This is a genomic window from Arthrobacter sp. Sr33, assembly GCF_054511195.1.
On sequence record NZ_JBTNDD010000005.1, the window covers coordinates 41,648 to 53,959 of the forward strand.

At 66.3% G+C, this 12,312-nt stretch carries 10 protein-coding genes; 2 read left to right on the forward strand and 8 right to left on the reverse strand.

All coding sequences use genetic code 11. The annotated features are described in order from the left end of the window. Positions 1 to 61: 61 nt before the first annotated feature. Positions 62 to 1,171, reverse strand: a complete 1,110-nt coding sequence (locus ACX80T_RS08325) for a histidinol-phosphate transaminase (protein WP_019483427.1) — start codon at positions 1,169 to 1,171, stop codon at positions 62 to 64. Positions 1,172 to 1,329: 158 nt separating this feature from the next. After that, positions 1,330 to 1,704 (reverse strand): LysM peptidoglycan-binding domain-containing protein, encoded by a 375-nt coding sequence (locus ACX80T_RS08330; RefSeq protein WP_116778796.1) that lies wholly within the window; start codon positions 1,702 to 1,704, stop codon positions 1,330 to 1,332. A gap of 470 nt (positions 1,705 to 2,174) precedes the next feature. Between ACX80T_RS08330 and lexA the strand changes: the two genes are divergently transcribed. Continuing rightward, entirely contained in the window at positions 2,175 to 2,831 is a 657-nt protein-coding gene (gene lexA, locus ACX80T_RS08335; RefSeq protein ID WP_459304258.1) for a transcriptional repressor LexA, read from the forward strand. On the opposite strand, the gene ACX80T_RS08340 is transcribed toward lexA, so the two are convergent. Together ACX80T_RS08340 and hflX are read right to left on the reverse strand one after the other, a co-directional pair. Continuing rightward, entirely contained in the window at positions 2,828 to 4,855 is a 2,028-nt protein-coding gene (locus ACX80T_RS08340; RefSeq protein ID WP_459304165.1) for an ATP-dependent DNA helicase, read from the reverse strand. The two genes, lexA and ACX80T_RS08340, sit on opposite strands and share 4 nt — an antisense overlap. Beyond that, positions 4,848 to 6,392, reverse strand: coding sequence for a GTPase HflX (gene hflX, locus ACX80T_RS08345; RefSeq protein WP_019483432.1), 1,545 nt, complete (start codon positions 6,390 to 6,392; stop codon positions 4,848 to 4,850). Before hflX ends, ACX80T_RS08340 begins: the two co-directional genes overlap by 8 nt. Before the next feature lie 243 nt (positions 6,393 to 6,635). Here hflX and ACX80T_RS08350 point away from each other — a divergent pair, with 243 nt between their 5' ends. Then, entirely contained in the window at positions 6,636 to 7,244 is a 609-nt protein-coding gene (locus ACX80T_RS08350; protein WP_459304166.1) for a class I SAM-dependent methyltransferase, read from the forward strand. 53 nt (positions 7,245 to 7,297) lie between these two features. Here ACX80T_RS08350 and dapF read toward each other — a convergent pair whose 3' ends face one another. The 4 genes from dapF to ACX80T_RS08370 all read right to left on the reverse strand — a co-directional run bounded on the left by dapF (position 7,298) and on the right by ACX80T_RS08370 (position 12,193). Next, positions 7,298 to 8,242, reverse strand: coding sequence for a diaminopimelate epimerase (dapF, locus tag ACX80T_RS08355; protein WP_459304167.1), 945 nt, complete (start codon positions 8,240 to 8,242; stop codon positions 7,298 to 7,300). Positions 8,243 to 8,246: 4 nt separating this feature from the next. Continuing rightward, positions 8,247 to 9,176: a tRNA (adenosine(37)-N6)-dimethylallyltransferase MiaA gene (gene miaA, locus ACX80T_RS08360; RefSeq protein WP_459304259.1), complete on the reverse strand. Its 930-nt coding sequence runs from the start codon at positions 9,174 to 9,176 to the stop codon at positions 8,247 to 8,249. A gap of 2 nt (positions 9,177 to 9,178) precedes the next feature. After that, positions 9,179 to 10,744: a tRNA (N6-isopentenyl adenosine(37)-C2)-methylthiotransferase MiaB gene (gene miaB / locus ACX80T_RS08365; RefSeq protein WP_459304168.1), complete on the reverse strand. Its 1,566-nt coding sequence runs from the start codon at positions 10,742 to 10,744 to the stop codon at positions 9,179 to 9,181. Between the two features lie 78 nt (positions 10,745 to 10,822). Beyond that, the gene (locus tag ACX80T_RS08370; protein WP_459304169.1) at positions 10,823 to 12,193 is read right to left on the reverse strand and encodes a coiled-coil domain-containing protein; all 1,371 of its coding nucleotides are present in this window, start codon (positions 12,191 to 12,193) and stop codon (positions 10,823 to 10,825) included. Between the last annotated feature and the right edge of the window lie 119 nt (positions 12,194 to 12,312).

The following is a 12,312-nucleotide window of genomic DNA, read 5'->3' on the forward strand; positions in this document are numbered from 1 at the left end:
TAGCGGATGGGTGACGGTAGGGACAGCACCGGGCGCCGCTTGGAAAGGGTCTATCACCAGTCTAGGAGACGGTCCCCTCCAGCAGGGCACCGAGGGTGTCGAGGAACGCTGTGGTTTCCGTCTCGGTGCCTGCGGTGACCCGGAGGTGACCGGGAATACCGACGTCGCGAATCAGCACTCCCCCGTCGAGCAGGCCCTGCCAGATGCGGTGCGGGTCGTCCAGTCCGCCGAAGAGAACGAAATTGGCGTCCGAGGGCACCGGGGTCAACCCGAGGTGTTGGAGACTGGTCACTATCCGATCGCGTTGCACCTTGATGTTTTCCACGTTGGCAAGCAATCGGTCAGAGTGGGTCAGGGCCGCGTTCGCTGCCGCCTGGGTGATGGCCGAAAGGTGGTACGGCAACCGGACCAGGCGCAGCGCGTCAGCAACCTCGGGGGCCGCCGCCAGGTAACCGAGCCTCGTCCCGGCCATCGCGAAAGCCTTGCTCATGGTGCGTGACACCACAAGACGTTCCCGGCCCGCCAGCAGGCTGAGGGCGCTGACGGTGCCTGCGTGGGCGAACTCGGCATAGGCCTCATCGACGATCACGATTGCCTGCGCGTCGCTGCCCGCCTCATAAACCGCTTCCACCACATCCAGGCCCAGCGCTGAGCCGGTCGGGTTGTTCGGCGAGCACAGGAAGACGAGGTTCGCGCCGGATTCGCGCACTTCGCGGGCCGCGTCGGCGGCGCTGAGCTCGAACCTGTCGTTACCCTGCCCTGCGATATAGCGGGTGCCGGTGCTGCTGGCCAGCAACGGATACATGGAGTAGGTCGGCGGGAAGCCGATGGCTGATCGACCCGGGCCGCCGAAGGCCTGCAGCAGGTGCTGCAGTACCTCGTTGGATCCGTTGGCGGCCCACAGGTTTTCGGGCGTCAGTCCGTGGCCGAGGTAGCGTGCGAGATTGGTCCGGAGTTCGGTGAACTCACGGTCGGGGTAACGGTTCAGCCCCCCGACCTCCCGGCTCACCGCATCAACGATTGCCTGCCGGACATCGTCCGGCACTCCATGGGTATTCTCATTGACGTTCAGGAGGATGGGGACATCCAACTGGGGTGCCCCGTAGGGGTGCTTGCCCCGCAGATCCTCGCGCAGGGGCAACCGGCTCAACCGCTCAAACTGTTCGCTCACCTGTCAAGGTTAAGCGTGGAGTGCTGCAGGTGCAGAATCGGCGGGCCTTCACCCTTCATCAGGATCTTCACCGCGTTCGCAGAAGCTCCGCACCCGGTGGCCGATACTGGCCGACCGGGTTGGAGGGTTCTGGGGGTGCAGTACTGGCTGTCGAGGAGTTACCGGTTGGTGGGGACATCCAGTTGCTGCCCTGCCTGCAGCACTGAGGTGCCCAGGCTGTTCAGTTCAACGATCTCGGAGACGACGATGCGCGGATCGCGGTCCGGAGCGAACTCGGTTGCCAGCTGCCAGATGGTTTCGCCGGCTGCGACGCTGACACTGACGGTCTCGGTCACCTCTCCGCCTTCAGCTGATGCCTTGGCAGGCGAGTTGAAAAATCCTGACAACATCAGAACGGCCGACGCGAGTAGCACGATCGGCAATCCGACCAACAGGAGCCGGCCCCTGCGGGTAAGCCGCAGCTTGGTGGCGCCGCTCGTGGTCGCGTCGCTTTCGGTGGTGGGGAAATTCTGGTGTGTGGTGATGACAGACATGGATACACCTCTCTGTACTCTCGAATCAGTCCATTCGGTCCTGGGGTATGAGCCCGGGACCAACCCTGAAGGTTGAAGGCGGTGTTCGAGCTAAAACCGGCGATTCCTGTTTTGTTCGAACTTATCTTCGAATTACTGCTTGTTTATTTTTAGCACTGATTGACGAACTTTGTCGAGACACGATCGAACAAATGTTTGAAAACGTGTCCTGACTCCCTTACCGTTAGGGCAAGGATGAAGGTTCGGGATCCAGCAGAAACCAGCACATCATCCGCCACTGACAAAATAAGCTCGGCCCCTGGAATCCAGGGATCTGCCGGGGTACATGGATTCTTATCGAAGGGACAGCGACCGTGAAAGAGTCCGACGCACCACTGGATGAACCGGCCTCCGACCTTGCCCCGGCTGACCCCGCCCCGGCCGTCCTGCCAGCCCGTGGCCGCCCGCGTGGGCGCCAGGTGCCCAAGGGCATGACGCCCCGCCAGAAGAAGATCCTTGAGACCATTCAGCGGGCCATCGGCACCAACGGGTATCCGCCCTCCATGCGCGAGATCGGAGACACGGTGGGGCTCGCCAGTCTCTCGAGCGTCACCCATCAGTTGTCGCAGCTCGAGCGGATGGGCTATCTCAGGCGCGATCCGAAGCGCCCCCGCGCCATGGAGATCCTGCTTCCGCTGACCCTCGACCATGATCAGCACAGCGGCGAAGAAGGATCGGGCCAGGGTACGACACCGGACGTCGGCGGCGCGATCGACGCAGCCATGGTTCCGATGGTGGGGCGGATCGCTGCCGGCGGCCCGGTGCTGGCCGACCAGGTAGTGGAAGATGTCATGCCGCTACCCCGCCAGTTGGTGGGACACGGCGATCTCTTCATGTTGCGGGTCTATGGCGATTCGATGATCGACGCCGCCATTTGCGACGGTGACTGGGTAGTGGTCCGGCGCCAGCAGGAAGCACAGAACGGTGACATCGTGGCCGCGCTCCTCGACGACGAGGCGACGGTGAAGACTTTCCGCCAGCGCGACAGTCACACCTGGCTGCTCCCCCAGAACACCCAGTACGAGCCGATCCTGGGAGACCTCGCCACGATTATGGGCAAGGTCGTCTCGGTGATGCGCGCCCTCTAACCCCCGGGCGTGGGTTTTCCTGCCAGCCGCTCCAGGACGCCGACCGCCGTCGTGCGATCGGTGGTGGACCAGAAAGGCGGCAGCGCGGCACGCAGGAATGATCCGTAGCGTGCGTTGGCGAGCCTGGAATCGAGGATCGCCACCACCCCCTTGTCTTCGGCTGCGCGGATGAGGCGTCCGGCGCCCTGAGCGAGGCGGACGGCCGCGTGGGTTGCCGAAACGCTCATGAAACCGTTTCCACCGGCCTTCGCTACGGCTCTCGTCCGCGCTGTCATGAGTGGGTCGTCAGGGCGCGGGAAGGGAATGCGGTCGATGGTCACCAGCCGGCACGACCGGCCTGGCACATCGACGCCCTGCCAGAGTGACATGGTGCCGAAGAGGCACGTGTCCGGCTCATCCGAGAATTGTTTGACCAGCGCCGACATTGACGATTCGCCCTGGCACAGGATCTCGAAGTCGACCCGTGGGCGCAGTGCTTCGGCTGCGTCTTCGGCCGCGCGGCGGGAGGAAAAAAGTCCCAGCGCCCCACCCCGCGATGCTTTCAGCAAGACCTCCAGTTCGTCGAGCTGCTCAGGCGAGGTGCCCCGCTCCGGCTTTGGAAGGTCCTTCGCGACATACAGGACGCCCTGCTTCGGGTAGTCGAAGGGGCTGCCGACGTCGACGCCGGTCCATGACGGCGCCGAGGCGCCCGCGAGACCGAGCGAACCGGCGACTGGACCGAATTCGGCCCCGATGGCGAGCGTTGCCGAGGTCAGGACCACTGTGTGATCGGCGAACAGGCCTTCCCGCAGCTTCCCGGCCACGGACAGTGGCGCGATGTTGATGGTCGCGGGTGCGTCGTCGTCGGGCTGTGAATACCCGGTGCCCGGTGAGAAGGTGCTTGGCCGTGAGGCCCAGAGCACCTCACCGGCCGGTGTCGCCGTCAGAAGCCGCTCGCAGAGTTCGAAGACGGCGAGGACGTGGGACTTCGCCATCTGCCGGCCACCGTCTGCCGGGGTCGGTCCGTCTCCTTTGGCGTCCGACAGGACGGCCCGGCAGGCTTCGCGGACCTGGGTGATCGCCGTTTCCTGCTCCTCGGTGAGTCCGGCAGCCATTAATCCCGTGGGGATCCCGGCGACTGTTGACTCGAAAAAGCGGTTTGCGGAGTCGAGGCCCTCGGTGGCGATTGACAGATGACGGCGGGCCGCCGACGCCGCAGCGGAAATCATCCCCGCCGATAATTGTCCGGACACCGCGCCGGTGACCCGGTCATGCAGTTCGTGGGCTTCGTCGATGACGACGACGTCGTACTCGGGGAGCACCGCCAGCCCCTCGAAGGCACTGATCGCGAGCATTGCATGGTTGGTGATGACGATATCCGCGTCGCCCGCCTTGGCCCTGGCCCGTTCGCTGAAGCATTCCGCCGCGACCGGGCACTTTTGGGCGCCAAGACATTCCATGCTGGTCACGGACACCTGCCGCCACGCCTGCTCGCTCACCCCGGGAGTCAGCTCGTCCCGGTCACCCGTGTCGGTGGTTTCGGCCCACTCCCGGAGCCTGACAACCTCGCGGCCCAGCGGGGTGGCCGGGCCGGCGGAGGGATGCGGTGCGGCGGTGTCCTCGCCGAGGCTGAAGAGCGCGTCGGGTGCCCCCTCTTCGGGGAAGCCTCCGCCCGTTTTGTGCTTGCAGACGTAATTGCCGCGGCCTTTGAGCAGCACCACGTCGACGGGGCGGGGTAGCTTGCCTTTGAGGGCCTTCAGCAGCCGGGGCACGTCGCGACCGACAATCTGGGCCTGCAACGCCAACGTTGCAGTGGATACGATGGCCGGTTTGTCGTGGGTCAGGGCGTGGGAGATCAAGGGGATGAGGTAGGCCAGCGATTTACCGGTGCCCGTGCCAGCCTGCACCAGCAGGTGGTCCCCGGTGGTCAGCGCCTCGGCGACCCGTTGCGTCATCTCATGCTGGCCCACCCGGTTCTCGCCGCCCATGGCTTCAACTGCGGCGTCAAGAAGTTCCAGCGGCCCCGCGGTACCGCTGTCAGGCATGCTGGCGGAATTCCTCCAGATCGGCGGCAAGACCCGCACGGACCATGACGTCGAGTCGGGTGCCCGATTCAACGTGCTCAAGGTTCAGGATCTCGGCGTCGGACTGGTGCAACCTGCTGACGACGTCGCCGCGTTCGTACGGCACCAGCAGCGTCAGCTTCACGCTGGGTCGCGGGATGGCAGCGCTGACGGCTTCGAGGAGCTCGGCGATACCCTCGCCCGTGCGGGCTGAGACCACCACGTGCCGGGGCTCGCGTTGACGCAGGCGTTCGATCACGAAGGGATCCGCGGCATCGGCCTTGTTCAGAACAATGATTTCGGGGACCTTGCGGGCATCGACCTCAGAGAGCACTTCCCGCACCGCGGCGATCTGCCCCTCCGGATCGGGGTGGGACACATCCACCACATGGAGAATCAGGTCCGAGTCGGCAATCTCTTCGAGCGTCGACCGGAATGCCTCAACCAGCTGGGTGGGCAGCGACCTGACGAACCCGACCGTATCGGCAAGCGTGTAGCCCAACCCATCGGCGGTTTCGGCCTTACGCACCGTGGGATCCAGGGTGGCGAACAGCGCGTTCTCCACCAGGACGCCAGCGTCGGTGAGGCGGTTCAGCAAGGAGGATTTGCCAGCGTTGGTGTAGCCGGCGATTGCGACCGAGGGGATCTCATTACGACGGCGGTTGGCGCGTTTTGTTTCGCGGGCTGGTTTCATCCCGCTGATCTCCCGGCGCAGCTTCGCCATCCGGGTGCGAATCTTCCGCCGGTCAAGCTCGATCTTCGTTTCGCCGGGCCCACGGGAACCCATCCCGGCGCCGGCGCCGCCGACCTGGCCGCCTGCCTGGCGGGACATGGAGTCACCCCAACCGCGCAGCCTGGGGAGTAGGTATTCGAGCTGTGCCAGCTCGACCTGGGCTTTGCCCTCCCGCGATTTCGCGTGCTGGGCAAAAATGTCGAGGATCAGGGCCGTCCGGTCAATGACCTTGACCTTGACGATGTCTTCCAGTCCGCGGCGCTGGGAGGGAGAGAGTTCGCTATCCACGATGACGGTGTCGGCTCCGGTGGATACCACGATGTCCTTGAGCTCCTGGGCCTTGCCCGAGCCGAGGAAGGTGCCGGGGTCTGGCTTGAGCCGGCGCTGGACGATGCCGTCGAGCACCTCTGAACCGGCGGTGGCTGCCAGCGCCGACAGTTCCCGCAGCGAGTTTTCCGCATCTTCGGCGGTGCCTTCACTCCAGAGCCCTGCCAGGACGACGCGTTCGAGGCGGAGCTGCCGGTATTCGACCTCAGTGACGTCTTCGAGTTCGGTGGAAAGCCCTGCGACGCGTCGCAGTGCACGCCGTTCGTCCAGGTCCTGCTGGTCGCCGTCGTAGGACGACCGTTCGTCGTCGTGCCCGGATGAGACACCGACGAAACGGTTGCCTGCGCCCTTCGCGGACGCGGCCTCGTCTTTAGCCAGGATCCGATCAATCACTGCCTGAATTTCGGCTGGGCCGATCTCTGGTTCCGGCGTCGCCGGTCCCCCGTTATTCGTGGTCATACGCTCCCTAAAGTGGTGTCCTTCAATGGTAGTCGTCCCGGTCCCGATCGGGTGAGGCACTTCACTGAGCGCGCAATTGATCCCTCCGGCGCGGCAGGGCCCTACCGGTGAGCAAAGTGGACCGGGCGGGCCCTGCCGGGACGGCGGTGGCCGAAATTCCCCTCACGGGCGCCCAGGTTGCTGGCGGATTCGGCGGTGACCGGGTTCCAGAAACCGTCGGCGGCTCGACTACGCTGGTTTGTTATGGATTCCCACTACTTCAGCGCCCAGCCGGCCGGCCCGGAGACCCGCAAACCGCTCCGCACGGTACTGGCCGGGGTGGAGCGCACCCTGGTGACGTCCTCGGGCATCTTTAGCTCCGACGGGATCGACAAGGGCACCCGCATCCTGCTCGCTGAGGCCCCCGATCCGGTGGGCTCCCGGATGCTCGATATTGGCTGCGGCTGGGGTCCACTGGCACTGACGATGGCGCTGCTGGCGCCCGACGCCCAGGTGGTCGCCGTCGACGTCAACGAACGGGCGCTGGCGCTCACCGCGGAAAACGCGAAACTGTTGGGCCTGGGCAATGTGCTGGCGACCCGCCCGGAAGAGGTCGACGCCGATGCCACCTTCGACACCATCTGGTCCAATCCACCGATCAGGGTGGGCAAGGACGAGCTGCACGCGCTGCTGCTGAAGTGGCTGCCCCGGCTGTCGCCTGGCGGGTCCGCGTGGCTGGTGGTGCAGAAGAATCTCGGCGCTGACTCGCTGCAGAAGTGGATTGCCGATCAGCTGGCCGACGGGTTCGAGGTGTCCCGTACTGCTACCTCGAAGTCGTTCAGGATCATCCGGGTGGAACGCCTCACTCCCTAGCGCACGCCGCCTAGCACCGTACCGCCTAGCACCGCTCGGCTGTCTGGGAGCCCTTAGAGGAAGGTCCCGGTCGCCACCAGGACGGCTGGCCCGCTCAGGCTGACATGTTCGCGCCCGTCAGGTCCGGCGTGGAAGCGGACGCCGACGACGCCGCCGGGCACCTCGACCCGCCAGGTGAGGGGCGCTTCGGCCCCGGCCCAGAATCTCGTGGCCGCCGCAACTGCGCACGCCCCCGTCCCGCAGGACAGGGTCTCCCCCACGCCGCGCTCATGCACCCGCATCCTGACGCGGCCGACGCCGTCGTGCACCAGCGGATCGTGCGGTACCACGAATTCGACGTTGGTCCCGTCGACGGGCGTTGGGTCGACGACCGGCGCGGTGAACAGCCGTGCGGCATCCAGTTCGGCAGGCTCAGCCAGTGCCACGACCGTGTGGGGGTTGCCCATGCTGATTGACAGGGCGGGCCGCGGAACCTCCAGACCATCGGCCTCCACCAGGGAATCGGTGGCTCGCGATGCTGCAGCGTCGGGGAAAATGAACTCCCAGGGACCCATATCCACCGAGTAACCATCGGCGGACCGTTCCACCAGTTTGATCCCGCCGCGGGTGGCGATCGACGCCGTGGCTCCCTCGGCGAGGCTGAGCAGCCCCGCGGAGACCAGCAGGTGGACGAAGACCCGGACGCCGTTGCCGCACATTTCCGACAGCGAGCCATCCGAGTTGCGGTAATCCATGAACCACTCGGCCGACGGATCGCTCTGGAGCAGCACCCGCCCCTCCGGCAGGTGGCGGGATCTGATCGCTCGAATCAACCCGTCTGCGCCGATGCCACGGTGCCGGTCGCAGATGGTGCGGACGTCGTCGGGCCCGATCTCCAGCTCGCCGTCCGGGTCGGTGACCAGGACAAAATCGTTTCCGGTGCCGTGGCCCTTGGTGAAGGCGACACCACTCAGGGTGGTCGGTGCTGGTGAAACCAGTGCGTCGGATTGAATAGTCACGTGTCTAGGATAGGCCGAAGGTCTGCTGGAGGTGGTCTGCGGCCCGGGCGCCCAGGAGCGGATCCTCCCAATCGAGCCACGTGATCCGCGGGTCGGCGCGGAACCAGGTGAGCTGGCGGCGGGCAAACCGCCGGGTCGCGTCGATGGTGTCGCTCGCTGCCTGTTCCGTGGTCAGCTCACCGTCGAGGACCTGCAGGAACTGGGCGTATCCCAGTGCCCGGGATGCCGTCCGACCGCTCCGCAGACCCTGGCGGTCCAGGCGTGCTACTTCGTCGAGCAGCCCGTCGTCGACCATGGTATGGACCCTGGTAGCCAGGCGCTCACGTAACACCGGCCGGTCCACCCGCAGGCCCAGCTGCAGTGCCGGCTGGTGGTACAGGCGTTGCGGCATAAAGGAGCTGAACGGGCGGCCGGTCACCTCGTACACTTCGAGGGCCCTGATCAGCCGGCGGTCATCGAGATCCCGGCCGGCGGAGATCGGGTCCACTGCCGCGAGGCGCTCGCGGAGGAGGTCCGCGCCGTCGCGGGCCAGGTCGGCTTCCAGCTGGGCCCGGATGCCCGGCTCGGTACCAGGGAACTCCAGGACGTCAAGGGCCGCCCGGACGTACAGCCCCGACCCGCCCACCAGGATCGGCATCCTGCCGCGGTCCCGGATAGCGTCGATCGCGGTCCGCGCCTGCTGCTGGTAGGCGGCGACGCTGGCTTCCTCCCGGACGTCGAGCGTGTCGAGCAGGTGATGCGGTACCCCCTGCCGCTCGTCAAGACTGACCTTGGCGGTGCCAATGTCCATGCCGCGATAGAACTGCATCGAGTCGGCGTTGATGATTTCGCCGTTGAACCTGCGCGCGAGTTCGATGCCAAGCGATGACTTGCCCGACCCGGTGGGTCCGACGACGGCGATCAGGGGCGGGGATGCGGGCGCAGCGGGAAGCACCGTCAGGCGCCGCGGACCGGCAGCGAGGGCATCCCCAGCGACACGGCGCCTGCTGGGCCAGCGGCTGACCCGCCAGGCGCTGGCACGCCGCACGAATCGGCCTGTGCCCGATCCCACGCGTCACCGGCCCGGGACCGGCGGATGTGAAGTTCTGCCGGCGTCGCGGGGTCCGCCACCAGGTGGAAGGCGGCAGCCTCCGTAACCGTGACGGTGACCAGGTCACCGGGGCGGGGCGGTTTGACGCCGTCGGGCACCGAGAAATGAACCAGGCGCTGGTCACGGGCCCGGCCCGAGAGACGGTGGGTTTCGCTGGCTTTACGGCCCTGCTGGGCGGTGACCATCAGCTCGACCGTCCGCCCGAGCTGGAGGGCATTTTCTTCTGCTGCGATGCGGTCCTGCAAGGCGGTCAGCCGTTCGAACCGTTCCTGCACCACCGCCTTCGGGATTTGATTGGGCAGGTCAGCGGCAGGGGTGCCGGGCCGCTTCGAGTACTGGAACGTGAAGGCGGTGGCGAAGCGGGACTTCTCGACGACGTCGAGGGTGGCCTGGAAGTCTTCCTCGGTTTCCCCGGGGAAACCGACGATGATGTCGGTGGAGATCGATGCGTGGGGCATTTTGGCCCGCACCCGGTCCAGGATGCCGAGGAATTTCGACGACCGGTACGAGCGGCGCATCGATTTGAGGATCTGGTCGGAGCCCGATTGCAGGGGCATGTGAAGTTGGGGCATCACGTTGGGGGTCTCGGCCATGGCGTCGATGACGTCGTCGGTGAAGGCTGCCGGGTGGGGGCTGGTGAACCTGACCCGTTCGAGACCCTCGATGCTCCCGCAGGCGCGGAGGAGCTTGGCGAAGGCACCCCGGTCGCCGAACTCCACCCCGTAGGAATTGACGTTCTGGCCCAGCAAGGTCACTTCGATCGCACCATCGGCCACCAGCGCCTCGATTTCGGCGAGGATCTCCCCCGGTCGCCGATCGCGTTCCTTGCCGCGCAGGGCGGGGACGATGCAGAAGGTACAGGTGTTGTTGCAGCCGACCGAGATGGACACCCAGCCGGAGTAGACGGCGTCGCGCTTGGTCGGGAGCGTGGACGGGAAGACATCGAGGGACTCGAGGATCTCCAGCTGCGCCTCGTTGTTGTGGCGGGCCCGCTCCAGGAGCGCGGGGAGGGCGCCGACGTTGTGGGTCCCGAATACCGCGTCGACCCACGGCGCTTTCTTCAGGATGGTGTCGCGGTCTTTCTGGGCCAGGCAGCCACCGACGGCGATCTGCATGCCGGGGTGCGTTTCCTTGACCGAGGCGAGCATGCCGAGGTTGCCGTAGAGCTTGTTGTCGGCGTTCTCCCTGACCGCGCAGGTGTTGAACACGACGACGTCGGCCTGGGTGTCCGTTGCTGCGGCATAGCCGGCGGCCTCCAGCAGCCCGGAGATGCGCTCCGAGTCGTGGACGTTCATCTGGCAGCCGTAGGTCCGAACCTCGTAGGTGCGCTGCGCCCCCGACACCGCTGCGCCAGGAACACCGGCCCGTTCAGCGGCGGGACCTGTGGGAAGGGTTGGGGTAATGAGACTCACCCGTTAAGGGTACGTGTGCTGCGCTGACCCCCACAATCGACGGGACCTGGAGTTCCCGCGGCAACCGCTGCGAACCGGTCAGTACCAGTTCATCCGCTGGGAATGCTGCCAGGCTGCACACGGCGAACCGTATCTACCGGAGATGTAGCCGAGGCCCCATTCGATCTGGGTGCGGTAGTTCGTCCGCCAGTCAGCGCCGGCGCTGCCCATCTTGCTGCCGGGCAGGGATTGGGGAATACCGTAGGCCCCGCTGTACGGGTTGTTCGCGCTGGTCAGCCACCGGGATTCCTTGTTCCATAGGTTGACCAGACACTGGAACTCGTCTCCGTTCCACCCGAACGACGGTAGTCGGGATGAAGCATAGGCCTGGGCTCCGGCGGGGTCGTCAACGATCGGTGCGGGGCCCGGTGCCGGAGCGGGGGCTGGTGCTGGTGCGGGGGCCGGTGCCGGCGGTGTTGGCGGTGTTGGCGCGGTGCCGGGGTCCGGCTCGGCGTGGGGCGGGGCAGGGGCCGGGCCAGGGATGGGTATGGGTAGAGGCGCTGGAGACTGGGGCGCCGGAGACTGGGGCGCCGGCGGTTGTGGCGCGGGACCCGCTACGACCGGCGGTGCAGGAGCCCGCGGTGGCGTCGTCGTTGCCACCGCGGCTTCGGCTGCCGCCCGGGCCGCCGCAGCAGCCTCTGCTGCTACCTGTTGTTCGAGGAAAGCCGCTTCTTCCTGCAAGCCCTGGATGCGGTCGGCTTCAAGGTCGGCCGTGGTGTCGTTCAGTTCCGCAAGCTGCTCGAAGAGCTCTGCGGCCCGGGTTTCCTGCTCCTGCACCGAGGTGCGGGCGGCGGCGTCGTCGCCCTGGGCAGTGCGTAACCGTTCAGCTGCCTCGTCCGTCAGTTCCCGGTGCCGCTCGGTGGCGGCGTCATAGCGGTCCCGCAGTGACTCGGCCTCACGCTCGGCGGCGACCGCATCGTTGTAGGATCCGGCAGCCCGGTCGGTGACGGTTTCAAGTATCATCAGGCGGTCGAGCAGGTCCATGGCGCCCTCCGGATCCAGCAGCGCCAGCATTGAGGTGTTGGTGCTCCCGGTCTTGTAGGAGAGGGCAGCGGCTGCGCCAGCTGCCCGGTGCAGGTCCGCGGACTCGGCCTCGGCATTGGCTAATTGTTCGGCGAGCGTGTCGGAGAGCCGTTCGCTCACCCGCAGTTCCTCTGCGGCCTGCGCGTGATCAGCCGCTGAGCTGACGGCGGTGTCGCCAAGTTCGGCGGCGGCGGTGCGGAGCCCTTCCAACAGGCTTTCAATCTCGCCGACCTGAGCTTGTTTGGCTGAGGCATCGGCTTTGGCTGCCTTGATCTCGTCCCAGGTTGGGTAGTCCTGGGCTGCAACCGGGGCGATCGAGGTCAGGAGGGAAGCGCCAAGCAGCACCACGGCCAACGCTGCACCAGCGCCCGTCCGTGCAGCAGTCATTCCCCGCGCCAGCCCGATCATAAGGATGCTCAGCCTACAGTTCGGTGTTCTGGGTCCGCCAGACCTCAACCGGCCGTTTTAGGGAACGAATGAATAACGGCTGAGCGTGACTGACCTGA

Bases quoted from the DNA above. Each gene is read 5' to 3' on its own strand.
- ACX80T_RS08330 (WP_116778796.1), bottom strand. From the start codon at position 1,704: ATGTCTGTCATCACCACACACCAGAATTTCCCCACCACCGAAAGCGAC.
- lexA (WP_459304258.1), top strand. From the start codon at position 2,175: ATGACGCCCCGCCAGAAGAAGATCCTTGAGACCATTCAGCGGGCCATC.
- ACX80T_RS08340 (WP_459304165.1), bottom strand. From the start codon at position 4,855: ATGCCTGACAGCGGTACCGCGGGGCCGCTGGAACTTCTTGACGCCGCA.
- hflX (WP_019483432.1), bottom strand. From the start codon at position 6,392: ATGACCACGAATAACGGGGGACCGGCGACGCCGGAACCAGAGATCGGC.
- ACX80T_RS08350 (WP_459304166.1), top strand. From the start codon at position 6,636: ATGGATTCCCACTACTTCAGCGCCCAGCCGGCCGGCCCGGAGACCCGC.
- ACX80T_RS08370 (WP_459304169.1), bottom strand. From the start codon at position 12,193: ATGACTGCTGCACGGACGGGCGCTGGTGCAGCGTTGGCCGTGGTGCTG.